Below are 24,753 nucleotides of genomic sequence, written 5' to 3' on the forward strand. Positions count from 1 at the left end.
CTCCTTATAATTTGCTACCAGTTGTTGCAATACCTTGAATAAATTGTCGTTGGAAGAAGACATAAATTAGCGCCATTGGCCATATTGCAAGTACTGATGCGGCCATCAAATGCGGATAGTTGACTGTGTAGGCGCCTTGTATCTTGGATAAAGCAGATGAAAGGGTCGCTTTATCTACCTGTGGATTAATGATTAGTGGCCACATTAAATCCTTAAAAGCGAATAGCGCTGTGAAGATACCTAAGGCAACCAGACCAGATTTTGCCAATGGTAGCATGATGGAAAAGAATATTTGTCCCACATTGGCCCCATCAAGAATGGCAGATTCTTCTAAGGATCGTGGTAGCCCCATAAAGAACTGTCTCAAGAGAAAAGTACCGAATGCTGAGACAATCCCAGGGAAAACAAGCGCAAAAATCGTGTTACGCATGCCCATAGCATCTACCATCAGGTATTGCGGAATAATGAAAATTTGAGAGGGAATCATCATTTGGAAAAGCACCAATCCAAATAACAAATCTCTGCCTGGAAATTGCAGTCGTGCAAAGGCATAGGCAGCCATCGCTGAAAATAGCAAGCCACATACTAGTCTAAAAAACATCATAGCTAGTGTATTAAAATATAGAACTGCAAAGTTATTATCTCGAATTACTTGCGTATAATTCTCAAAATGCCACTGGCTGGGCCAGAAGACAAATGGATCTAATTGAGTAGATTCCGTTACCGTCTTGAAGGAAGTCAGAACCATCCATAAGAAGGGTAACAACATAGATAGAGCTACTAGAATCAAAAATAAATGAACTAGACCTTTTGATACCATCGGTTTTGACATAATTATCCCTCCATATAATTAACCCATTTCTTCTGGAGCCGCACTTGTATCACGGTAATTAGCATAATAATCGCCAATAACAATATGACAATAGTCGATCCATAGCCTTTATCACTGTACTTAAAGGTATTATTATAGAAAAGGTAAACTAAAGAAACTGTTGAGTCATAGGCTGGACTGGTGTTAAGTATCATCATATAGATAGTATCGAAAACCTGTAAAGATGAAATAATACTTGTTACCAAAACAAAGAATATCTGTGGTGACAAGAGCGGCAAGGTAATCGAAAATAACTTTTTAATGGGCGTTGCTCCATCCATTGTGGCTGCTTCGTAATAATCTTTAGGGATTTCTTGTAAACCAGCTAACAAAAGTATCATGTTGTAACCAATGCTTCCCCAAATGCCAATGATGGCAACAGAGTACATAGCAAATTGCGGATCATCAATCCAGGCAATCGGACCAACTCCAAAATAACCTAATACATGGTTTATTAAACCAAACTGGGTATTGTATAGCCATTTCCATACCATGGTAATAGCAGCCGGCGCGGCAACCATAGGCAAGAAGTAAACTGAGCGATAGAAATTTCGCCCTTTAATTTTACTATTCAGAATAACCGCTAGAATTAAGGAAATAACGATAGTCGGTGGAACGACAAGTAGCATATAGCGTAAAGTGTTCCACGTTGCTTGCCAGACTTGGGGATCCGAAAATAACTTCGCATAATTTTTAAGGCCAATAAATTTATCGCCCTTTCCAAATGCGCCTGACTTATGAAAGCTCAAATAAAAAGTTTGAAAAATTGGAATGATATTGAGAATAAGGAGCCCCAGAATGGTCGGCGCAACAAAGCCATATGCCCATATCCAATCTTTCTTTTTAAACGAGTTTGACATTGATTTCACCGCCTTGCTTGCCTTTATAATATCTTCATATCTGAAGAGCGGGGCTACCTAACCTTTCAAGATAGCCCCACACAAACATTACTTATTAAGCACTACTCTTCCTCTTCTATAAGCTCGTTCATGGCTTTAGCTGCTTCTTCTGCAGCTTCTTTCACAGGTTTTTCACCTAGATATGCTGGCTTAAGAATTTCATATACTTTTTCTTCCCATTTTGTGGTTTCGTGTGTATATGGACGGATTTGAGCGTCTTTGATTTCTTCTATGTATGACTTAAGGTTAAATTGCTTGTTAGTATCCACCCAAACATCAGAAGCACCTTCATAGGCGGAGATTGCAACCCCTAGTTTAGAAGCCTTTTCTTGCACCTCTTTGCTGGACAGATAATTAACAAATTTCCAAGCCGCTTCTTTATGCTCTGTCTTTGCAGAGATAGCGTTTGCTAACCCATTATAAATAGATACTCTCTTACCATCTTTGCTAGGCAATGGCACTACATCCACCTTATCTTTAAGACCTTCATTGCTGATAATGCTCCCAATTCGCCATGAACCAAAGAGGGCCATAGCTGCCTTATCATTGGCGAAATAATCCATCGCATCCCCTGTAGTTGGGCTTAGGCCTTCTCGTCCAAAACTAAAATAATATTCTAACGCTTCAATTGTCTTTGGATCCGTGTAACCAGACTTATTGTCAGATGTTAAAGCAGTCCCACCATTGGTATACATAAAATTATAAAAACCTTCTTGGTTTGCTAGCATTGTGGCAATACCATAAATTCCCTTATCCTTATTGGTTAATTTCTTAGCAGCTTCTTTTAAGTCATCCCAGGTCCACTTATCAGTCGGATAGGCAACACCAGCTTCATCAAATAACTTCTTGTTATACCATAATGCGATAGTGTCAAAGTCTTTTGGAATACCATACTGATGACCGTTGACCTTATAAATATCAACTAGACCTTGAGGGAATTTGCTAAGATCTAAGTCAGATTCCTTGATTAAATCATCTAGTGGCAACAATTGATCATTAGCACCGTATTTATAGATTTCATTTGAATGCATCCAGAATACATCAGGTAGTGATCCACCTGTCGCAGCAGCCTCTAACATTGTCCAATAGCCTTCCCATCCAGTTACCTGTATATCAACCTTGATATCAGGATTGGCTTTTTCAAAATCATCTGCAATCTGTCTTAACCCCGGTTCTTGACGTGAGTCCCAAATACCGTAAGTAATTGTTGTCTGCCCTTGTGCGGCCACAGAATCATGTACAAATAGTGTTGGAGTTACTACACCCAATACCAATAATAGGCTGAATATAAAGCTTGGCCAACGACGTTTATGTGCTGATAACATGATGAACACTCCTTATTTATTTGATATTTAAATTATACACTGGTAGATAGCGGTTTCATATCTTATAATGCCTAGTTTTTTATTTAAGAATGACGCATCATGTACGTACAACATATATTTTGTCTCTTTTCAACATATCTAAATTGACTATCTGAGCTAACTAGCATTATAATAGTATTACAACTTCTATCAGACGAGGTGATATCCATGTCCGAGCAAGAGTTTTACGTTTTCCATAATATATCTTCTGTTGATCTCTACCCCATTCAGTTTGGCAAGGAGAAGTGTGACCCCTGGCATCATTATGGGCCCACCCTGACCCATAATTACCTCTTCCACTATATCCTGTCGGGGCGGGGGAGCTTTCTTGAGAATGAGAGACACGAGGCCATTCAACTGGGACCAGGCCAAGGCTTTCTTATGCCCCCTAACACGGTCTGTTCCTATACGGCTGACCAAGACGATCCCTGGACCTATTGCTGGATTGAGTTCAATGGCCTCAAGGCTGCTAATTTCATGCGTCAGGCAGGTTTGAATGCTAACAACCTAATCTTTACGCCTCATAAGCCCATGATTATCTCTAGCATCAAAGACACCTTGGAGACCATCATCCGTAACCACTCCCAGCATGAGTCCTTTCTGATTGCCCAGCTCTATCTCTTAGTTGATCATCTGATTCGCTTTTCCAAGCACAGTCCTCAGCAGCGTCCTAACGAGATTCATTCCTTCTATATTAGAGAGGCCATCCACTATATCCAGGACCACTATACGGACAACCCCAGCGTGGATCAACTGGCAGACATCTGCCATCTCAACCGCAATTACTTCACCCGTCTCTTCAAGCAAGAGCTCCACATGACACCTTCGCAGTTTATCTTGACCTATCGTATCAACCAATCCTGCGAGCTCTTGGCTTCAACCAATCGTTCCATTCGCGACATTGCCGAGCAAATCGGCTACAGCAATCAGTTCAACTTCTCTTCGGCCTTCAAACGTGTCAAGGGAATGACACCTATGGAATGGCGTCGGCGCTATCGTTAACTGAGGGTATGATAACATAAAAAAATCCGCACTCAATTAGTGCGGATTTTTTACATTCTAAGTTCTTGAGCCAACCATGGGATCAGCATAGGTCAGTTGATAGATGACCAGTTCCTGAGGCGCTAAAGTAGCCTGCCAAATATGCTTTTCCGTCCGTTCCAAGCTTGCTCGTCCTGCAACTTGCATGAGGGTCTGGAGCTCGCCATCCCCTAAAACATAGGTTTGAGGTTGAGCTGTCGGATTACGTAGCGACAGAATGACGCGACGCCCGTCATCGCTCAAGCAGCGGTAGCCATACAGCCCCGTATGGTCAGCCGGCTTATGGCCGATAAAGCGACTATTCTTAAGGCAGTCATCATAGTTATCCTGTACCCAGCGAATAGCCTCAGCATTGGCACGCCAACGCTCATGGTCGAAGAGGTCGTAGGAGTAATAGCACTCCCAGAAGGCATTGCCGCGCGTCCCAATAAAGTAGAGATAGTCGCGGAATTCACTGACACTGGCCTGAATTGGGTGGTCTAAGAGCCCTGCAGTCGCCCGATGAGCAAAGATTGGCTCATGGTTATAGAAATATTTCTGTGGTACTTGGATAGCTCGCCCGCGAATGAAGGCGTGATAACGATCATCCCGATAGGTCATCATGCGAGCCAAATCGGTCTCCCCAAGTGAATCATAGCCTGTATCCTGAGAAACTTGAATCCAAAGGCTATTGACATAGGCTAGCCACCATGGGCTTGGATTGACGTAAGAAGTTAAATTCAGCCATAGGTCTCGCTGCGCCCCTTCTTCATCACGGTCTTGGGCATGTTTTTGACGATAGGCGGACCGTAAGTTCTGGAAGAGCTTAATCAAACGTTCGTAGGTTGCGGTCATCTGGTGCATGCCATGGGGACCAGAGGCATCATCCTGAGCAGGCTCAATCAAAAAGCCGTCTAGCTTCCAATAAGACAGGTCATACTGGTCCTGATAGGCTAGAAGCTTAGCTTCTAAGGCATCCAAATAGGCCGGGTCGCCCACATTGACGTCTTGAGTCCGCTCATTTTTAGTCCCTAGTCCTAATTCTGGATGAGCCTTGAGCCAATTGCTCATGGTCAGCTGCGTGCCACCATAGCCACCCCGCGGCCCCATCCAAAGGCCAAGCTGGCCGCCATAGCTAGCTACTTGGTCCTTGATACGTGAGAGGCCAAGCGGAAATTTCTCGTTGAATTCCCAAAAGCTCTCATAATTGGCCCAGCCGTCATCCACCACATAGGTATCCAGTGGCACCCCATAATCACTGAAACCTGCTCGTATGGCAGCAAAGGAAGTCATAATCTTGTCCTCGTCGATGTCCAGCATATGGTCGTACCAGGAATTATATTGTAGGCGGAAGTGGTTGGGTAATGCAATGCTATCGATATAAGCGAAAAAGGCTTGTTGGATGCTTGAAAATTCAGGGCTTGCTGCTGACCCTATAACCGTCGCATGCAAAGTCACTGGCTGATCTGAAGTCACCTTTCGCCCTAGATAGTAGCGGGACCAATAGCGCCCTTCTTCTAGGCGGTTCTCTGCTAGGGGAAATTCCATCCCTAAGAAGAAACTATTGGCGTAGACTGGCTGGCCACAGGCCACATAATAACCACTAAATCCTGCCATCTCAGGAATTGCCTCTTGTTGCTTTGGTGGATAAAACTTGGCATCCTCCTGGAAGGTCATGGACGATAAGTCTAGAAAATTAATCGCCTGTTTAGCCTCTAAGAGGCTAACCTTGCATTTGAGGTAACCGTCTGTTAGCTCATAGACTACCTTGACTCGCGCTAGGTCGTCTTGGCAATCTACCTGAATGGCTTCTGCGGTCTCTTTCTCAAGCTGAACTTGCATCTGGCTAGCAGCTAGTTGCCCGCCCTCCTGCCAATGGATGACAAAGGGCTCACTCTCACTTAATGCATAGGTCTTTCCCGTCTGTCTATTGGTCAGCCGGTCTAAGTAAAACTGTTGATGATTGCAGACAAAATGTCCGATAAGCGTTTGGCTTTGGAGTTCCATACGCCTCTCCTCCTCATAAAAGTAATCATACTTACCTAATATAATTGTAAGCGCCTAGCAAATATTTTACTATCTTATTTTGCTACCTTCTCTATGTGCTGATTAATCACTAAGGGACTTTTGTCATATTTATAGTAGATTTTACACATATTTCCAGTATAAAAAACGCTCAGAACCGAGTGAAACTCATCTGATTCTCATTTTTTTGCCACTTTATTCAAATTCTTCTTGTGCGCCAAGGCCTAAAAGCGTATAATGTAGAGTAATTCATCTTTGATATTAGGAGGTATTATATATGAATCAACCAAAAAAAGCCTACGGCCTCTTAACAGCTGTAGCGATGATCATTGGGATTGTGGTCGGTTCGGGGATTTACTTCAAGGCTGATGACATCCTGACCTATACGGGTGGTAGCCTAGCCTTAGGCTTACTGGTCCTATCCATTGGGGCCAGCAATATCGTCTTTGGTTCCCTATCCTTGTCAGAATTTGCTAAATTAGAGACTTCAAGTGGTGGGGTTGTGGCTTACTTAGACCGCTTTATTTCTTCTCGCTTAGCGACTGGCTATGGTTGGTTCTTAGCCTTCGTCATGATTCCAAGTGTGGTTGCTGTTGTGTCTTGGGCATCTGCCATCTACACTGGCTTACTCTTCAATCTTGACCTTAACCTAGGTCAGCAAGTGCTCTTAGGTATGGCCTATACCCTCTTCTTCATGGCCTTGAATGTCCTCTCTCGTGTCCTCGGGGGTTACTTCCAAACCCTAACCATGTTCGTCAAGATGGTGCCCTTGGCCCTGATTGTCTTTGCTGGTCTCTTCTGGTCAGCACCCGCGCCAAATCTTCCGGCTGGTATTTCCGCAATTGAACCGAGCAATGTGGGCTTAGGTTGGCTATCGGCCCTAGTTCCTCTGGCCTTCACCTATGAAGGTTGGAACTATGTCGTGACTATTGCACCCGAGCTCAAACATCCAAAACGTGATTTGATTCGTGCCTTCATTATTGGACCGCTCATTATTCTCTTGACTTACTTGCTCTTCTTCTATGGCATGGTCCGCATTCTGGGGGCAACTTTCGTGCTATCAACTGGTGACCAAGCCATCACCTACGCCCTTACTTCACTCTTAGGTGAACGCGCTGGTAACCTAATCCTAGTCGTGGTGATTATCTCCATGCTAGGGGTTCTCAACGGCCTCCTCTTAGCTGGGATGCGTCTACCACAGGCCTATGCTGAAAAAGGCATGTTACCAAAAGGTCGCTTGGAAGAGATTCACCCTAAATATCAGGTATCCGTACCTTCCGCCATCCTCTTCACTGCTATTACGCTAGTTTGGCTCTTGATTCATTACCTAACACAAAAATTCGGGATTATGGGCAAGGGCGATGTCAGCGAAATTACCATTGTCTTCAACTACATCTTCTATATCATCCTCTATCTTCGCGTCATCAAACTCAATCGCGAGGGCTTGGCTAGCAATCGTCTGACCAGTCTCTTTGCTCCAGTGATGGGGATTATCGGGGCTGCTCTGGTCATTGGTGGGAGTTTGATTTCTTCCCTTCAAACTACTTTGGTTTTCAGTTTACTCTGCGCCCTAGTGATTTTAATCGGGTGGTTTTACTCTAAACGCCAAATGCAAAACTAACAAAAAAGGCTGAGACGCTGTCTCAGCCTTTTTATTATCATGAATCTTGCGCTGGCATAGCTAGTTGGTTCATAGCTTGATGCATATGGCCTAGAATGCCTTCGTCCGTCAACGCAATTAGAATATCGCCTGCTTGCAGGACCATTTTGCCTTTGGTAATGTATTCCTTCTCACCTCGACGGATAGTAGCGATTAAGACATCTTCAGGCCACTTAATAGCGGCTACCTTTTGGCCTACCAATGGGCTATCAACGAAAATTGGCACTTCAAAGGTTGTCCGTCGACCTGTCTTGGCTAGGTCCTCTTGGTGCAGCATTTTTTCAGCTAATGCCTCATAAATTGGTGGCATCTTAAGGGCTTCTGCAAGAAGGAAGGCTGATAAGACCACTACCGCTAGCGGCATGAGTTGGTTGAGGCCGCCTACCATTTCGCTAACTAGAAGCAGAGCAGTCAGTGGAGCTTTCCCGATGGCAGCAAAGCCTCCTGCCATAGCGAAGAAAATAAAGCAGAGCAAGAGTTCCTGATCCATGCCGGTGACATTGATAATGAACTGACCGTATAAGGCGCCTACTAAGGCACCTAGGGACAGGATAGGCAGGAAAATCCCACCTGGCAGGCCAGTCCCATAAGAAACCATGGAAAATACAAAACGCACTAGGAGAATAAGGGCTAGCACTAAGAGTGGCGTCTTAGTGTGAGCTAATTCTAAAATCAACTCACCACCCCCGCCTAGAATGTGGGGTGCCACCAATCCAATTGGAATGATAAGCAAGCCAGCCACAATGCCATAAAATGGTGGTTTAACCCAAGGCACTAATTTTGCATAAAGCCTTGGCAAAGCAAAGGTGACGCGTTGGTAGCACCAGCCAAAAAGTGCTAAGAAAATCCCCAAGACTACCAAATAGCCGTAATAGGCGACTGGGAATTTAAGATGATTGCCTAAATCAAGAGCTGGATGATTGCCAAAAGCATGAAGGGAAATAAAGTTGGCCGTCACTGTTGCCGTCAAAGTCGTCAAGGCAACAGTCGGGCTAAAGCTATGGTGGACCTCCTCCAAGACAAAGAGCAAGCCCGCAATAGGGGCATTAAAGGCTGCCGCTAGTCCGGCCCCTGCCCCACTGGAAATCAGGATATTTTCTTGGACACGATTGCTCTTGGTTACCTTAGCGACCCCTTGACCGACTGCTGATCCCAATTGAATAGAGGGCCCTTCACGGCCTAGGAAGAGTCCGGACCCAATAGCAATACCGCCTGCCACAAATTTCTTCCAGAGAATAGACCACCAGTTAAGGCTTAGATGCCCTTGAAGCTGGAGCTCTACCTGTGGAATCCCGCTCCCCTTGATATAGGGTTCACTTCGGACAATCAAGCCTAGAATATAGCCTAGCACTATGGTCCCCGCAATATAAGGCAAAATCAGCCAAGGGTTGGCCTGCATGGCCTGATAAGCCGATAACACCCAAGACAGGACAAAACCTATCAGGAAGCGGAAGGCCGACACAATCAGCCCGACTAAGACCCCGACTAAGAGTCCCGCCAAGACATAGCGTGTCTTATTGCGGCGAGCCGCAAATTCTTGAAATCTACTACGCATACCATCACCTCTTCTAGTGAATATTATAGCAAAAAATTGAGAGCTGTGGTAAAAAATTAATTACTCATATCCAATCCTTGACTCACGCACCAGGCTTGAACATCCTCAATCACCTCATCCGCCATCTGACGGAACTCCCAATCATCGACCTTGAGAACATAACGGTAGATGCCTTGGGCCAATTGGAAGGATAGGCAGGCATCTAGCAGGGGGCTTGGCTCTTGCAGGGGCAGAATCTTGCGGTAGCCCGCTAGAAAGGCTTGGCGTTCTTCTGTCGACTTGACTTCACGTAGCCAGAGCTTACCTAATTCACGCCAGGGAATATCGACTACAAGACGTTCAAAGTCAATAACCGCCCACTCATCTCCCCTACGCTTGAGGTTACGCCAAGAGTAGTCCCCATGTAGAACAGCTTGCGGAAGGTTGGCATACTCCGCATCGATTTGGTCAAAACGAGCTTTGAAAAAGTCATAGAGGGGTGCCAGCCTTGACGCTTCAGAGCTGCCTAGTAAATCCTGGTGCCAGCTATTTACTTGCTGACTAAGAGGCGGTTGCCGCCGCAAATGATCAGCTAAAGGCGCGAGCTTCAAATGTGTTTGGGCTAAGAGCTCCCCTAGCTTACCCAAATCTTCAAGGCTTGGCGTCCCCACTGGGTCTAGTTCCTGCCAGTCTTGAATGAGAACATGGCGTCCTTCTAAGACCAGATCCGCAACATACCAATCGGGCCAGATAGCCAGAAGACCTAGCTTATCCCGATTAAACTTGTCTACTTCCGCATACACCTTGACGAAATAGCGCCGTTGATACTGAGGCAAGTCGGCCCGGAATACCGCGTTAAGTGACAGATGGTCCAAGGGTGTCAAATGAGCTGACAAAGAGGCCGCTAACTTAGCCTGAAATTCCGGTGTAACAGGGCCATAACTAGGCACAAACCAATCTAGAATATCCTTTAACTGCGTCATGACGCGTTGCTGACTAGTCTCTGCTCCGATAAAGTTAATGCTTCCTACACCGGCAGCCAGCGCACACTCAATATCTAGGTCGCGGTCACCAACATAGTAGGTTTGAGCCGGATCCAATTGATATTTAGCTAAGAGATAATGCACCCCTTGAGGGTCAGGCTTACGCTTAAAACCTGCTTCAATGGTAATGACCTCATCGAAATAGTCAGACCACCCCAATCGTTCCAGAACTTGGAAGGCTGCCTTGTCCTTATGGGTGTAGACAAAATGCCGATGGCCTGCTTGCTTCAAGCCAGCTAGCGTGGCATCCGCCCCTTCCATGGGACCTATCTGCCCGTCCCGAGCAGCGGTCGCTTGTTTAAGTCTGGCCACAAAAGGGTCGCGGTCCACCTGGCCTGATGCCACTAAATTGGCAATGAGGTCACGAATGGAATAATCAATAATATAGGATGCTACCATGTCTCGATCGAAACTGAGTCCAAAGTCTTGATAGGTTTGAGCTAGCGCCTCTATGGTATGGGGATAGGAATTAATGAGGGTCCCGTCCAGGTCCCAGATAAAGTTGGCCATGCGCGTCAACTCCTTTTCTTAAATTAAGTCATTTGCTGAATACTAAGGGGCTGCTTGCCAACTGGCCTTCAGACTGGCAATACCAGACTCTAGTATTTCTAACTGCAGCAGGGTCTCTTGCGGTTGAACGCGACGGGGGGCTCCTTCTCTGAGTGTGGCATAGAGGGCCTGATAGACGCGACCATAATCGCCCCTTTGGCTCTGAATGGCTTGTTGGACTAGGTGCCCCTCTTGATTGAGACTAGACAGAATGCCATAGTGCTCAGGCCTATCCAAACCAAAATCAGGCTGGTCTGGCATATAGAAGGCCTTGAGGTCTTCCTCCTGGCGGTCCTTGCTTGCCTTGATAAAGGAGCCCTTACTACCATAAAGTTGGAAGGAAGGCCGTTCCTCTAGGCGGAAGTAGGAGGATTTAACAGAAACCTTGAGGGGACCATAATAGAGATCCAGGTCGAAGTAATCATTCATCCGATTGGGGCCTAAAAGAGATCGAACATCGTAGACCACCCGGTCAGGTCGACCAAAATAAGCAATCACTTGATCTAAGGTATGGCAGGCATGACTGTAGAGAAAACTCGAATTGAGAGTAAAGGTTTCCTGCCCTTGCGGAACTTCTGGTCGATAGTAATCAAAGTGCATTTCAACTTCCAGCAAATCACCCAACTTGCCCGACTCGATGACCGCTAGGCTAGTGAGGTAGTCCGAATCATAGCGACGATTTTGATAGCACTCTAGGTGTAGGCCTAATGCTTCCGCCAAGCCAAAGAGCTCGCGCGCCTCTTGGGCGGTCGCTAAAAAGGGCTTCTCACACAGAACGTGTTTGCCTGCTAGGAGAGCTTGTTTAATATAGTCATAGTGGGAGTCCAAGGGCGTCGTGATGACTACTAAGTCCACTTCAGGGTCTGCTAAAATAGCCGCTAAGTCTTGACTATAGTGGATACCTTGACGCTTAGGCCAAGCAAAATTAAAGTGCCGAACATAGACGCTTTTGACCCGAAACAAATGGGGCAGTTGATCGACAAAGGGTAGGTGATAGCGGTTGGTGCTCTTGCCATTGCCGATATAGGCCAGAGTGAGGGGCTGAGTGGTCATAGCATTGCCTCCTTTTGCTAGTGACGAGAAATAGTATTTTCTAAGCTGACATAAGTTGCTAATTACTTCTATTATACGCAATGATTGGGGCTACCGACAAGCGCTTTCTATTCTCTGTCCCAAAAGACAAAAACCAGGCTAGAGCTTGAACTCTAGCCTGGTTTTCCTGTCTGGTAACGCGCCACCAGACAGTACCGGTTCCATTTTAGCCTATGCATAAGAAGCGCGCTCGCGACGACGAGCCCAGTCTGACTTAAGTAGGCCATAACGTAAATCATCGATACGGACATCATCCAACTGATGTCTGCCCCGCAAACATGCTTCTAGGGAAAAGCCACATTTGCGTAGAACCGACTGACTCTGTTCATTACTGCTATAGCAGGATGCCTCTAATTTGTAGAGATCCAGTAGGCCAAAAGCCACCTCGATAAAGGCCGAAACAGCTTCTGGTGCAATGCCCCGCCCCCAATAAGTGGGATGCAGTACATAGCCAATCTCTAAGATATCTGGCCCCAGACGATTAATAAAATCAATGGAGCCAATCACTCGGTCAATGCCCTTGAGGGTAATGCCATAACCAATCGGCACCCTGCGATAACTCATTTCTTGAGGAAAAACTTGGGTAAAGTAGGTAATTTCTTGTTCTAGACTCCGAATGCGCGGGAACCCCGCCGCCTGAGCCACACTATCCAAGTGGGCGTATGCAAACATGTCTTCCGCGTCCGCCAAGGTCCGCTTGCGCAGGACTAGGCGATTGGTCTCCACGCGCGGCAAGTGGTTGTCCACCACGCCACCAAATATCTTAATCATGGTTTTCTTTGGCCTCCTTCGCCTTGCTCCTGCCAAAGTTAAATGAAATCTTGTCCCAATTCTCGTGCTTATCCTTGAGATAAGCCAAGGCTTCCTTATTCACCTCCCGTAAGTCCACCCCTTGTTGCTTGGCTGCAAAGACACAGCCACAGTAACACTGGCGATAGACATCGTATTCGCGGCACATGACGATTGAACGCTCATAGCCTTTATTTTTCTTAAAGTCGCTTGGTAAGTAGTTAACATCATAGAGTTGTTGAACCTCTAGCCCCAATTCATTAATGAGCTGACTGTTTTTCTTAGGGGATAGGGTCAGAGCCGAACCAAAGTAGTCAAAGCCCAATTCTTGGGCCACTTGAGCTACCCGGTCTAGTCGCATATTAAAGCAAGCCGAGCAACGCTCGCCCCCCTCTTCTTCTTCAGCCAATTGATGGAACATGACCATACGCGTAAAGACTTCTGGCCGATATTCATCTTCAATAAAGCCCGCCTGATGGCCAGTCCGTTCATTGAATTGATCAATGAAGCGCTTCTGCTCATGGGCCCGGCGCTGATACTCAGACTTAGGATGAATATTGGAGTTAGAGAAGAAGATGGTCACCTCCGCGTGTTGGCAGAGGAATTCTAGGGTGGAAGTCGAACAAGGTGCACAGCAAGAATGCAAGAGAATGGTTGGCTTGTCTTCTTGGGCCTCCCATTTAACAATCATTTTGCGTAAGACCTTGTCATAGTTAATGGTCTGATTCTTCAGACGTCGTAAGACTTCTTCTGCGTTAATCTTAGCGTGCATGGCCTCATCTCCTTTCCGCCTTTATCTACCTATAGTATACCATAAATGCCGAATAAATAGCATTGGCTATTTTACGTTATTCCTATTATTCATAATGCGCAAAAAAAGACCCCATTCTGACCTCTTTCTAAATTTCAGGGGTCAAAATGGGGTCATATTATTATAGGTCACTTACCCACTCGAGATAAAAGACCTTGCGTGGCAACTGGTTAGGGATAGCCTTTACTTCAGTCACGAAGGTTGTGTCCATCTTATCTGCAGGACATGTCATTGGCTTGCCGTTGTATTCGAAAGCGGCAATCTCGTTTCCCTTCTTGCTCACACGATGTTCAACTGTTAGACCTTCGCGCTCAACAAGCTCAGAATAGCTTACACGAGTTTCTTCGAACTCGCCGTAACGACGCGCTTTATTTTCTATTTTTACAATTCGGTATGTGCCAGCCACTAACTCTTCCGCCTGATCAGCATAAACCTCCGGCGCGTATGCTGAGATGTCCAAGCTCTTAGACGATAAGAAACGGTACTCGATGAATCGATAGTCGTTTCCGTTTGGATTCGTGTAGTAGTCGTCCTTTTCCAGTCCTTGAACGCCTTCTTGACGGTCAATCTTGGCCATTAAGTCAATGCGAGAAGTTGAGCGGATGGGCAATGTGATGAGGTCACCTTCTTGGCCTCCGGTGTATAAGTCTTCGTTGTGGAATGCTCGCTCAAAACGATAGAGCGGAGACGTTGAGACTGGTTGGCTAGCAATAGCATCATGGATTTTAGCCACAAGTGCTTTATCGTCGCTGCTCACGCTATCTACAGTCCAATCCGGATGTGGCAATTTGAACGCGTTAGGAGTAGCTATATAAGCGGACCATTCGCATATGTCAGCGTAGTCGCCATCCATGTATTTAGTTAGTCTTGCTTGCTCCTCTGTCGTCCACATTGTTGTCATCTCCTAATAATTGATTGGCGTACTCTGTCAATTTTATTGCGTGCCTTAAGCTCATTCCGTCAACAGGCGTTTTACCTGTAACCCATCGGCTGATGGTAGTGTCGCCTATCCCTGTCGCCTTGCTGATGGAATAGGCCGAGTGGTTAGCTAATAACCACTCGATTTTTTCCAGCTCTGCTTTCATTTTGTACCTCCTACTTAAACGTTAGCCACAAAGCGCCGATAACGATAATCCATCCGATTAGAGCCTTCCAATCTGGCTTCGTGCGCTCTATCTTGAATTCTACTTTGAAGTTCTTCATTTTCGCTGTTTTTTATGATATACTAAGCATAACCCCCGGAGGGGTGTAGGAAGCTTACGCTTCCCACTTTATGGTCCACTTGATTTTAAGTATGTATAGGTTTAGTTCAATGGTTACCTCGTACTTTTTATCAAGTGGCTTTTTGTCGTGCTTAGCCATCAGGCTCCTCCTTTCTTTCCATATCGTTTTCCTCCTTTCTATGTTTTAATTATACCGCATTATTATGCGGTAGTCAACACTTTTATTCACTTTTTTTATGTATTTAGCCGACTTTTTTTGACATGAAAATACACTTTTCGTCCCAAAACCGAAAATAGAAACTAAATCAACTGTTGCAAAATATGCAATGGTTGAAGACAAATAAAAAAAGCCCCCAGGCCGAAGCCTAGGGAGGTGTCATAAAAAGAGAGTCCGGTTTTCCGGACTTATTTAGTTTGGTCCAAAATACCAGACCTACATTGTGCCGATTGGTTTTCCGGTAGCAGACTCGATAAGCGAACCGTCCTCGGCAACTTTGACGTCGGTATTAGACAACATAGAACCGTCCTCGGTTAAGTAATAGAGGCGGCCGTCTTTGCCCTCAACCATGGTCTTAGTTTCCATGTAACCGTCACGACCGTTAAAGTGATACCACTTGCCGTCGACTTGGACCCAGCCAGTTGACATTACGCAGTTTGGCTTGAAGTGGTACTTCTTACCTTTGATTTCCTTAATACCGTCTTGAGCGGCCCAACCCTCTTCGTCGAAGTAATATTCGTTGCCGTATTCTTCATACCACTCGGACTTTTTGTAAGAACCGCCATCATTCCGGAACCACCAACGCTTAACGCCGTTTTCAATCTTGCTGATCCAGCCGGTTGGTTGCTTTTCTGCAGTTGCGCCGCTAGTAGAGCCGAGTAAGTGCTTAACGATAGCGCCGGCCAATTCGTCCGCATGGTTCATCATGTAGTCGGCGTCGTCTGGGTTAGTACCAAAGCCAAGCTCGATTAGGCGCCAGTTAGTGCCAGAGTTAGCGGTCCGGTTAGCATTGGCTAAGTCGTCGCGGCCGGAGATACCTTTGTATCCTTTATGATTGTAAGGAAACACGCCGATAGTCTCGGCCAATGCGTCGCGGAGCTTAATGTCATACTCGTCTGGGTCAAAGCCTTTATAGACAATGACATGTCCGCCGGTCGCGCTACTACTATTAGCCGCGTCATAGTGGCACTCAACGACAATGGTATCAGAGCCATATTTAGCCGCTTGGTTGGCGATATCGCCATAAGTGTAGCAGTCATGCTCGGAGAAGAACGCTACATTAGCACCGCTTGGCAGAGCGTTTTTAATGGCCGGAAAGAAGATATCCTCCATGTATTTATGCTCGCCTCGTGCGATATAGCCAATGGCCCCTGTGTCGAAATTACCGTCTGGCTTTTCGCCATGACCGGCTACAAATAAGATAGTTGGCATGTTTGTATAACCTCCTTGGACCTGTGGCGCAACGGCCGGCTTTGCCTCGTCGTATTGCTTAAGGTCGTAATCGTTGATAAATTTAATGAGCTTGTCGCCATAGCGTGAGTCCGTTGCGTAAGTACCTGTAAGAGCGCGCGCTTGCTCCTCCGGCGTTGTCGCGTTGAGGACTTTTTTATAGTAGTCCTTACGGTGCGGAGTACTCTCGAAGAAGCTAGCATGATCCGCGATAGAGTCCTCGATTGTGGCATAAGAACGAAAGTCGGAGTTCTCCGGCTTGAGTACGCCAGACCGCTCCTCCAGGCTATCCTTGTTGAATACCGGCCCTGTCCAAGGCGCGCTAGCCTTGATACCAAATAAGTTATTACCGCCTCGCGCCAGGTCAGATTGGCCCCAGGCCGACTCAAGGCAAGCCTGGGCAATCGTGATGCTATTGAATATCTTAGACGGATATTTTTGGACTAATGGCGCGATTTGCTCGATAAACGAGTTAGCCATTAGTTATCCTCCTTTGGCTTGTCATAGCCTAGAGCCTGGTTACTGTCGCCAAGGCCGGCAGTGGTTGGGTCATTGATAACGCCAACTAACACCCCAATTGCAAGGATTGTGTTCGTGATGTCTGCGATGTTGTCTGGGAAAATCTTAACGCCTAATTGTTGGCTTAATAAGACAACTAGGCCGACTAAAGCGACCCAAAAAGCCTTATGCTGCAAACGTAGTTTTAGATTGATGTTCATAAAAAATTCCTCCTAGTTTAACTTTTGCTTGATTTCAGTTAAATCTTCTTTCATTGCTTTCATCTGCTCGACTAGTTGATAAGTAATTTTGTTCTGCTCATCATGATCATCGAGACGACGACTGTTTTGTTCTGATAGTTTTTGGATGTAATTCTGACCAGCTTCTATCATCGTCATGCGGTGTTCCTGTTCAGTGATTTTGCTTTTGTTGTTCAGATACAGACCCGCAACCGGAATTAGCACGCCAATGATGTATCCTAACACCTCAGAGCTGATACTTGTGCTCCCAGGCATACTTTTCCCCCTTCCTTAAAAATTAAAAGGGGCCATATAGGCCCCTTAATAATTAGATGTTAGGCTGTGGAGCCTCTTGGCCTGGCTCTGTGCCTGGTTCTGCTACTGGTTCGTTAACTTCTTCCAACTTCAAGATAGAAGCAACTAACTCAATCAAGTTGAGCATGTCCGGCACGTCGTCGATAGTCGCTAGCCCAGATTGAATCATAAAAACCCAACCTTTGACATTAGGACTATCTGCTGTGAGACGGTATTTCTTACGTGTTTTAGCCATAGTTTTCACCCCCTTTCCAATTAAATAAGCAAGGGTTGGCAGAGAGAGGACTTTAAGCAGTTTCTTCATCTTTATCCTCTCCTATCATGGCGTTCACCGTTTCTAAGATATCTTTAGTAGAGCGAGCAACCGCCATGGCGATTTGTCGCTCCATTTCTTCGACGGTGACGAGGCCGGCGCTTTGGCTCTCCTCCGTACCCTGGGTCTGTCCTTGTAATTCTTTAACAGGCTGGTCGATAACGAAGTCTGACGTCTTAGCTTCGTGCCATTCCGTCATAGCTTTCTCAAGCGGTGGGTCCGTCTCAGCCATGACATGAACAAGTATCACACCAATGTCGTCCCCCACTTTTTCGACCGACTGGATTAACTCCGAGCAGTACCACTTCTTATCCAGGTCAATCTTGGATAAATCAATAAATTGGACGCTCGTCTCTTGCCCTGGCAAAGCGATAGAGACCTTTAGGACATGCGCGTTGTTAATCTCGTAGGCAACACGCTCGCCATTGCCGATTTGCTCTGTAAATCTAATCTTCATTATTTCCATCTCCCGACTGCTATCCAATAGGCCCACATGTAAGAGCCGGCACGACCGCCGGAGTTATCCCCTACAGTGAAGCTAAAGTTCCTGTAATTTTGGTCTACCAAGTTGACCCCCGGTAAACGTTTGTACGACTCTGACGCCGGTTGCAAATAAGGCGTCACGCTAATTCCTGGGTGCTTTACGAATGCCACAGGGAAGGTAATCGTATTGATTGGTGAGTAGACTGCACCACCATAATCAATACGAGGCAGACCCCAGCAAATCAAAGTGCCGTCTGGGAACTTGGTCCAGTATCCATTGCTGTTTTCGCCTGAAACCGGTCCGTCTTGTTGCCAGCCTAGCACCTGGTTGTTGTGGATTACGTAGATGTAATGACCCTCTCCCATGATGGAGTCACAATAGATGTTAGATGCGTCTTGCTTCACTACTCGCAGATAGCGGTTCGTGTTGAGGTCCTTAATGACATATAGACCAACAGGGATGGTCGAACCTTTGAGAAACGCGCCTAGGTCAGTTCCTTTAGGACACTCGTATCTGGCAGCACCACCATTGTTGATACGGTATCGATTGAGTGAACCAACCTCGCGGTCATAGTTAGCCTTGAGGGCGTTAAAGTCCACTTTAGACGCTTGTTCGACGTTCGCCACGTTGCCAAGTCCTACATGAGCCTTGGTTATGCCATGAGGGTTGTTTTTGTTGCCAATGTGACCGTCGTAGCCAGCTAGCTTTTGGTCTAATCCGACAATTTGGTTAGTAGGGTGCGAGTGTATGCCGCTAGCCTTACTATTCCAATTCGCCTTTTCGGCAGTTGTCACGTGGCGGTTATTGTCGCCGGCGTGAGCGTCAAAATCTGCCTTGCTCGCTTGTTTAACGTTATCGACATTAGATAGGCCCACTTGAGATTTAGTGACCTCGTGAGGGTTGTTCTTGTTGTTGGTATGGCCGTCAAGGTCTGCTCCATTGGCCTTGCTATTCCAAAAAGCCTTATCCGAGGTCGTGACGTGAATACCGGCACTAAGAACATGGCTATCAAACTCGGCTTTGCTAGCCTGTTTGACGTTATCCACGTTGCCTAGGCCTACTTGCGATTTAGTCACGCCATGAGGGTTAGACTTATCGCCTTTGTGGGTCGTTAGGTCTTGGCCGACTTTTTCAGCTTTAGCAGCTAAGGCCTGGCCCTCCGCCTTGCCATAAGACGCCTTGGCTACCTCGTCAACCTTTTCTCTTACCGCGTCTAATTCAGCGCGCTTGGCATAAATAGCTTGTGTGTCATTGGAGTATTGGACTGTTAGCTGTCCATTGTCGGCGATACGAACGTCAAATTCGTAGTCTCGGACCAGGACAGCCTCACGGCGAGGTGGAATAAGGTCTCCGGCCTCAGCGCTCGTGTACATATAGAGCACTTCCGCTCGCGATCCAACTTTAGCAAAGACGCCAATTTCGGTTATGGTAGTCTCGGCAGTGACGTTTGAGTTATCTAAGCGACCGAGGACATGAAAGCCAGTTGCTCCGGCTAATACCGACTGTAAGGCCGGCAAAGTAATAGCCGGCGTCTTGACATTGGTAATAGCCTTTAGGTCGCCTGTGTGGCGTCCAGAGCCGAGGACGACACGCGTAAAAGTGATAGGCGAGTTGCTACCGATAGCGGCCGCAAGCTCGTCATTTCCGGCTTTTGTAATGACCGGTTGAATAAAGTATTTACTCATTGATTGGCTCCTTTCTTAAAGTTTGAGTGTGCTATTGTGGCTTGGCACGCTAGCATACGTGTATACATGGCTCTGCATCGGAGCCTCGACATTCATGCCAACGCCTAAGTGGGCCGGCACCATGGTCTTAATGTAGTTAGTGAATCGGTTAAGCGATACCTTTGGTAATTCGCCCAGGAACCGTATCTTGATATTAGACCCCTCAACGGTCACAAACGACTGAACGCCTGTAAACCGCTTGGATAGTTCGGATAGCGTGTCTGTCGATACCTTTAGCTTCGAGCCGATAATCGTCATTAGATACCGGCGTCGTTCCTCAAGGTCGATAGATACGGCTTTCATGCCAAGCGAGGCCTCCCAACGAGCAATATGGCCCTCGTCTGCATATGGCAGAAATAAGAGCGTCTGCTCGGCCTCAATTATGTCAGTGATAAGCTCCGCTTCTGGCACTTGAGCCATGATAAGAGCCTCCACTTTAGAATCTCGGATAGGACTAGCGTTTAGCATCCTATCCTTGACAAGTTTGCTATCCGACATTGAGGACCACCTCGCTTAATTTCGGCAAGATTTCGGCTTGTAATTCGACTGAGGTATTAGAACCGTTGATGGTCAGATTGTCTACGTCCTTAACTCCGTCTAAGCGGTCAATAATGGTCGCAATCTTGTAATGGCGAAGTTCTTTTTCTTGAAATGCCTCGGTCTTGAGGTACTCGGCTAGCGCCTTACGTGCAGCCCCTCGGATAGCCTCAATGTCCGCATCATCTCTAATCTTGATGTCCGCAACGATACGAACGCCAAGGCCAGCAACTGACTCGACGGTTACATAAGCACCGATTGGCGCGACACCCTTGCCATGGCCTTTAGGCTCTGGGTCCAAGAAGTCCTGAAACCTCTTAACTAACTCTGGACTAGCTTCCTCGCCATTGGCATTTGTAATGGATAGCTTGAGCGTGTTCGGTCCGGCATGGAGTGGCTGCATAAATACGGAGCCGACGCCCTCGAACTCGTCAGCCCATTTCTCGTACTGGGCTAGATTACCATTCAGAGTTGGCGTCTTAATGTACTTGGTCGCTCGAACTCTTAAGGCGTCGTCGCTCTCGATATCCTCACCAGGCACGACCACGTTGCCAAGAATGGCGCCGGAGAACTCCTGGAGCACGTCAATGTTAATAAGCGACCCATCCACGCTATTAGCCTCCTTGCCAGGCGTTTCTGCAATTAGCAGGTACTCACCGCTTGGCTTGTGCTCTAAGACGCGGAAGTTGTGCGTACTGTCTACCACTGAGAAGCGCGTACCAATTGGCACTGGCTCCTGGAAGTGGACCTCTCTAATGGCCGATGTAGCCGGCAAGCGAGTCACGCCAAACTGAGCCGCTAGACGTGTCAAGAAGTCGCCCTCTGAGGTATCTAGAAAGAACTGGCGCTCCATGTCCTCTAGTTGCGCGTACTGAATAGCTAGTTCTTGCGCTAGAGGAGCGCATAAGTTCCAAAGTGTTGAGCCTTGGCGCTTGTCGAATTTATCCGGAAATCTGCCGAGGACGTCCGCCATAATGTCGTCATAAGTCTTAATCTTTAGCAAGTTGCACCTCCCCAGTTAAAGTTCCTAATTTGCTCTCAACCACGAAAGAAACGCGCAGCTCGGCTCCCTGCACGTCATGCTCGAAGCTATGGACGTCGTTAATTCGATCGTCCTCCATAAGCGCCTCTTTGATTGTCCGGTTGATATCGGCCTTTACAAAGTCCATTGGCTGGCCGATGTACTGGTCGAACTCGACGCCGTATCTATGATCATAGATAGATAGCGAATACCGCTCTGTGGTTAAGATATGATTGATTGTTTGCTGCAAAGCCTCCAGGCCGTCTAGCTCTCTAAAGATATTAGTCTCGTCAAGAGTCAAAGACGGTTCTATCGGCTTTTCATTGATTACTTCGGTCACTTGACTAAGCAATCGGTTAATATCATTTGCCATTGTGCACCTCCTAAATTTGAAGCCGGTAATAATGAGGTGGCGAACCCATCCAACCGGCGGCCGGCGTGATTGCGATACCGTTTTTTGAATAGGTGCAGTGGATAATTCTTTGGTTGTCGATAAACACGCCAGTATGGCCGGCGGCATAGGAGGAGTAACCAGGTACACCGGAGACGAATATATCGCCTCGGCGAACCTCTGACCGGCTAATTTCCTTTAGTAGTCGCCCTCTCATACCGAATAGCGTTTCGGTCGAGCCTAATGGCGTACCGGCCGGCACGATACCGGCATGCTTCATGGCACTGAATACCGCGCTAGAGCAATCATAGGAGTAAGGGCCACCTCGCGCGGCCATGGAGTAAGACACCTTGCCTAGCTTCGACTGGAACCAAGCAATCATGGCCTCTAGCTTCTCATTCGTGCCTGTGGCATTGGCTGGCTTGAGGTCGTCAAACTTCTTAAGGTCGTAGGAGTTGATTATCCTAATCAACTTGCCGGCGTAGGCGGTGTCGGTTGCGTAGGTCCCCTGGAGGCCATAGCATTGAGCCTCCGCGGTCGTAGCGGATAGCACGCGAGCATAATGGCTCTTGGCCCAGGCGGAGTCGAAAATCGCCTCATGGTCCTTTACGGAGTCCTCCATTGAGTCATACCAACGGAAACCGGCCTGTATGGTATAGAGGCCACCGCTCCCATTGTCCTCTTGCGTCGATAGGGTCGTCACTTTACCAGTCCAAGAACTGCCGGCCTTGATACCGAACCAGTTATTATACTTGAGGGCTAGGCCGCTACCTTTATTAGTAGGGCTTAGGCCACTCTCAAGCATGGCCTGGGCGATAGATACCGAGGCCTTTAGATTACGCGCGTACTTGACACAGAGCCTAATCATCTGCTCCATAAACTTAAGGCGGTCCGGCACGTCAAAGTTAACTGTCGTGCCTAAGTTACCGTAAATGGTTTGACCCACTTTCTGGTATTCGTAGCCACCGCTTAAAACGTAGTAGTGACCCCCTCCGTCTTGGCGCATCATAAAGACCTTTTTATTCAGATACTCGGAGGTCAGCTTGCCTCCCCAGGTAATCGTAAATAGCTCCTCTGGTATCACAAGGTTATTCTTGTTGTCGATAGCTATTCTAGGAGGGTTGATACTAACCACTGTGCCAGTAGCCATAGAAGCCGGCTGCATATTAGCAACCGTCTTTTCAATGAGTTTCTTGAGTAACTCAATATCGAACTCTGCCATTAGCTAGCCCCCTCCCTTGGAATAAATAGCTTACATTCCATGCTATGTCCGGTAGCGTCTACCTTATGCGTTACCTCGTCTAGTAGATACCAACCATGTAAATTGATTTCCTTGACATCCACATAGACTGCTCGACCGGCTCTAAAGTCGTAGTCCCCGACTGAAAACGATAGCGTGACCGTTTCGGCCGGCTTGGACTTTAGCTTAAGGTACATTTCGGCCATTTGCTTAATCTGTGCCTCGTTCATCTTCTCGTCAACCTTCTTGTAGAATTGGAGAATACCCCATTTCTTTTGAAGGTTGGAATCGTACTGGATATAGACGTCACGCCGACCGGCTTGCTTGTTGTCCTGGACCAGTTTAACCAGGTTGGCGGAGTCCTCGATAGACCCCTCCCATGAAAAGTCGGAGATAATCGAGGCGTCGGCCAGGACGGTCCGTATGCGTAAATTCTCCGGTATATCTAGCCGGAGCTTGCCAACGTCGTCCCAGAATACAGTCAATCGGCCAGTGTTTACCATGATTTGGTCCTGGCATTCTTGGATAATATCAATCGCCGACTTATCTTCTTTAAGCAGAGTAGGCAGCTTGATATTAGGCGCATTGAGCGCGCCAATGTCCAGGCTGTAATCATTCGCTATCATCTTAACGACGTCGGCTAAGGTCTTGTCCTTGATAACGTAGGAGTTATTGCGGAGCAAGTACTTTAACTGGTCGTAAAAGACATAGGTTACTTGTTTATTCTTGGCCTTTTTGATTTTGAATAGCTTACCGGCAAATAGCTTATAGTCATCTGCCATATAGACAATGACCGAGCCATAATCAAATGGAATATCAGTGATAACTTCCAACTCCAGGCTTGCCGGTGCTCCGGCTCGCTTGGTTTTCCAGTTGATAGACTTAGTGACCGGTGCTAAGTCGTAAATTTCGCCTCCGCTTATGTTTTGAGTGACTAGGCTAATCTTTTCGGATGCCGTCATGGTATCAAGAACACCTGTCCAGGATAGATCCAGTGAGGGTTCTTAATCTTGGACTTGTTAGCCTCATAGATTTTTCGCCATTGTGCACCGTCGCCATAATACTTGCGCGCTATCTTCCAGAGGCAGTCGCCCCAGATTACGGTATGATAGCGTTTAGGCGCTTCTTTTGGCTTTGGCGGAGTAGTTGGCGGCCGTTGTGGTTGCGGAGGCGTCACAATAGCCGGCGGTTTCTTCTCCGGTTCAGTAGGTTTAGGCTTTGGCACTTCGAGTTTTCGAGGTGCTAGCTTCTTCCACTCGATAAATGTAATTGAGTATTTGATATCTGTCTCATATCCGAAAGCGGAGGACGTCTTAAAGTCAGATATCAAGTATAACTCGTTGACATTGGCGTTCTTCATGTTGGCGCCGAATAGGCCGGTAAGGACAACCCTCACCGGAGTATTCGACTTTTTCCAACGTCGTAGCTTGTCAATGATTGTCAAGGCGTCTACTCCGTTAGAGATATAGTTACCGTCCTTGACCGTTGGCAAGAATGACGAGATAGAGAACTTTACAAGACTTTGATAGCCAGGGATAGGAATCTCACCGGCACTCAATACCTCGACGGTCTCTATCTTTTGATTCTCGTCCACTTCGATTTCTTCGGGGAGGACAGGCAACTCAAAGAGTGTTCCGTCCTCGCCTTTAATGTATAGTTTCATG

At 46.9% G+C, this 24,753-nt stretch carries 25 protein-coding genes; 2 read left to right on the forward strand and 23 right to left on the reverse strand.

What is annotated here, in order from left to right; genetic code table 11:
• Positions 1-4: 4 nt before the first annotated feature.
• The 3 genes from V7R82_RS07830 to V7R82_RS07840 form a co-directional block, all read right to left on the reverse strand.
• The gene (locus V7R82_RS07830) at positions 5-832 is read right to left on the reverse strand and encodes a carbohydrate ABC transporter permease (RefSeq protein WP_268442222.1); all 828 of its coding nucleotides are present in this window, start codon (positions 830-832) and stop codon (positions 5-7) included.
• Between the two features lie 2 nt (positions 833-834).
• Positions 835-1,731, reverse strand: a complete 897-nt coding sequence (locus V7R82_RS07835; protein ID WP_268442224.1) for a carbohydrate ABC transporter permease — start codon at positions 1,729-1,731, stop codon at positions 835-837.
• Between the two features lie 101 nt (positions 1,732-1,832).
• Positions 1,833-3,095 (reverse strand): sugar ABC transporter substrate-binding protein, encoded by a 1,263-nt coding sequence (locus V7R82_RS07840; RefSeq protein ID WP_338542336.1) that lies wholly within the window; start codon positions 3,093-3,095, stop codon positions 1,833-1,835.
• 207 nt (positions 3,096-3,302) lie between these two features.
• Here V7R82_RS07840 and V7R82_RS07845 point away from each other — a divergent pair, with 207 nt between their 5' ends.
• On the forward strand, positions 3,303-4,136 hold the full coding sequence (locus V7R82_RS07845; RefSeq protein ID WP_338542338.1) for an AraC family transcriptional regulator: 834 nt from the start codon (positions 3,303-3,305) through the stop codon (positions 4,134-4,136).
• Positions 4,137-4,193: 57 nt separating this feature from the next.
• On the opposite strand, the gene V7R82_RS07850 is transcribed toward V7R82_RS07845, so the two are convergent.
• Positions 4,194-6,161 (reverse strand): alpha-N-acetylgalactosaminidase, encoded by a 1,968-nt coding sequence (locus V7R82_RS07850; protein ID WP_338542340.1) that lies wholly within the window; start codon positions 6,159-6,161, stop codon positions 4,194-4,196.
• Between the two features lie 295 nt (positions 6,162-6,456).
• Between V7R82_RS07850 and V7R82_RS07855 the strand changes: the two genes are divergently transcribed.
• Positions 6,457-7,800 (forward strand): APC family permease, encoded by a 1,344-nt coding sequence (locus tag V7R82_RS07855; RefSeq protein ID WP_311467316.1) that lies wholly within the window; start codon positions 6,457-6,459, stop codon positions 7,798-7,800.
• Positions 7,801-7,837: 37 nt separating this feature from the next.
• On the opposite strand, the gene V7R82_RS07860 is transcribed toward V7R82_RS07855, so the two are convergent.
• The 19 genes from V7R82_RS07860 to V7R82_RS07950 form a co-directional block, all read right to left on the reverse strand.
• The gene (locus V7R82_RS07860) at positions 7,838-9,394 is read right to left on the reverse strand and encodes a ClC family H(+)/Cl(-) exchange transporter (RefSeq protein WP_338542343.1); all 1,557 of its coding nucleotides are present in this window, start codon (positions 9,392-9,394) and stop codon (positions 7,838-7,840) included.
• Between the two features lie 56 nt (positions 9,395-9,450).
• Positions 9,451-10,926, reverse strand: a complete 1,476-nt coding sequence (locus V7R82_RS07865) for an HAD-IA family hydrolase (protein ID WP_338542345.1) — start codon at positions 10,924-10,926, stop codon at positions 9,451-9,453.
• A gap of 42 nt (positions 10,927-10,968) precedes the next feature.
• A complete protein-coding gene (locus tag V7R82_RS07870) occupies positions 10,969-12,018 on the reverse strand; it encodes a Gfo/Idh/MocA family oxidoreductase (protein WP_291454773.1) in 1,050 nt (349 codons plus the stop codon).
• Positions 12,019-12,228: 210 nt separating this feature from the next.
• A complete protein-coding gene (locus V7R82_RS07875) occupies positions 12,229-12,828 on the reverse strand; it encodes a GNAT family protein (protein ID WP_338542348.1) in 600 nt (199 codons plus the stop codon).
• Complete coding sequence (locus V7R82_RS07880) at positions 12,821-13,618, reverse strand: epoxyqueuosine reductase QueH (protein WP_298077864.1); 798 nt, start codon at positions 13,616-13,618, stop codon at positions 12,821-12,823. Before V7R82_RS07880 ends, V7R82_RS07875 begins: the two co-directional genes overlap by 8 nt.
• A 160-nt stretch (positions 13,619-13,778) precedes the next feature.
• Entirely contained in the window at positions 13,779-14,549 is a 771-nt protein-coding gene (locus tag V7R82_RS07885; RefSeq protein ID WP_338542352.1) for a hypothetical protein, read from the reverse strand.
• Complete coding sequence (locus tag V7R82_RS07890) at positions 14,515-14,742, reverse strand: hypothetical protein (protein WP_338542354.1); 228 nt, start codon at positions 14,740-14,742, stop codon at positions 14,515-14,517. Before V7R82_RS07890 ends, V7R82_RS07885 begins: the two co-directional genes overlap by 35 nt.
• Before the next feature lie 571 nt (positions 14,743-15,313).
• Positions 15,314-16,807 carry a glucosaminidase domain-containing protein gene (locus tag V7R82_RS07895; protein WP_338542356.1) on the reverse strand — a complete coding sequence of 498 codons (1,494 nt, stop codon included), beginning with the start codon at positions 16,805-16,807 and terminating at the stop codon, positions 15,314-15,316.
• Complete coding sequence (locus tag V7R82_RS07900; RefSeq protein ID WP_338542359.1) at positions 16,807-17,046, reverse strand: phage holin; 240 nt, start codon at positions 17,044-17,046, stop codon at positions 16,807-16,809. Before V7R82_RS07900 ends, V7R82_RS07895 begins: the two co-directional genes overlap by 1 nt.
• A gap of 12 nt (positions 17,047-17,058) precedes the next feature.
• Positions 17,059-17,340, reverse strand: coding sequence for a DUF7365 family protein (locus V7R82_RS07905; protein ID WP_338542362.1), 282 nt, complete (start codon positions 17,338-17,340; stop codon positions 17,059-17,061).
• A 52-nt stretch (positions 17,341-17,392) separates the two neighbouring features.
• On the reverse strand, positions 17,393-17,614 hold the full coding sequence (locus tag V7R82_RS07910; protein ID WP_338542364.1) for a hypothetical protein: 222 nt from the start codon (positions 17,612-17,614) through the stop codon (positions 17,393-17,395).
• Between the two features lie 52 nt (positions 17,615-17,666).
• Entirely contained in the window at positions 17,667-18,149 is a 483-nt protein-coding gene (locus V7R82_RS07915) for a hypothetical protein (protein ID WP_338542366.1), read from the reverse strand.
• A complete protein-coding gene (locus V7R82_RS07920; protein ID WP_338542368.1) occupies positions 18,149-19,861 on the reverse strand; it encodes a gp53-like domain-containing protein in 1,713 nt (570 codons plus the stop codon). The genes V7R82_RS07915 and V7R82_RS07920 overlap by 1 nt, the downstream gene beginning before the upstream one ends.
• Before the next feature lie 15 nt (positions 19,862-19,876).
• Positions 19,877-20,320: a hypothetical protein gene (locus V7R82_RS07925; protein ID WP_338542370.1), complete on the reverse strand. Its 444-nt coding sequence runs from the start codon at positions 20,318-20,320 to the stop codon at positions 19,877-19,879.
• A 67-nt stretch (positions 20,321-20,387) separates the two neighbouring features.
• Positions 20,388-21,440 carry a baseplate J/gp47 family protein gene (locus V7R82_RS07930; RefSeq protein WP_338542372.1) on the reverse strand — a complete coding sequence of 351 codons (1,053 nt, stop codon included), beginning with the start codon at positions 21,438-21,440 and terminating at the stop codon, positions 20,388-20,390.
• Positions 21,427-21,831 carry a DUF2634 domain-containing protein gene (locus V7R82_RS07935; protein ID WP_338542374.1) on the reverse strand — a complete coding sequence of 135 codons (405 nt, stop codon included), beginning with the start codon at positions 21,829-21,831 and terminating at the stop codon, positions 21,427-21,429. The genes V7R82_RS07930 and V7R82_RS07935 overlap by 14 nt, the downstream gene beginning before the upstream one ends.
• Positions 21,832-21,841: 10 nt before the next feature.
• On the reverse strand, positions 21,842-23,071 hold the full coding sequence (locus V7R82_RS07940; RefSeq protein WP_338542376.1) for a peptidoglycan amidohydrolase family protein: 1,230 nt from the start codon (positions 23,069-23,071) through the stop codon (positions 21,842-21,844).
• Positions 23,071-24,051, reverse strand: a complete 981-nt coding sequence (locus tag V7R82_RS07945) for an XkdQ/YqbQ family protein (protein WP_338542378.1) — start codon at positions 24,049-24,051, stop codon at positions 23,071-23,073. Before V7R82_RS07945 ends, V7R82_RS07940 begins: the two co-directional genes overlap by 1 nt.
• Positions 24,048-24,752, reverse strand: coding sequence for a LysM peptidoglycan-binding domain-containing protein (locus V7R82_RS07950; RefSeq protein ID WP_338542380.1), 705 nt, complete (start codon positions 24,750-24,752; stop codon positions 24,048-24,050). The genes V7R82_RS07945 and V7R82_RS07950 overlap by 4 nt, the downstream gene beginning before the upstream one ends.
• Position 24,753: the final 1 nt, after the last annotated feature.

Source organism: Abiotrophia defectiva ATCC 49176 (assembly GCF_037041345.1).
In the GTDB taxonomy this organism is placed as follows: domain Bacteria; phylum Bacillota; class Bacilli; order Lactobacillales; family Aerococcaceae; genus Abiotrophia.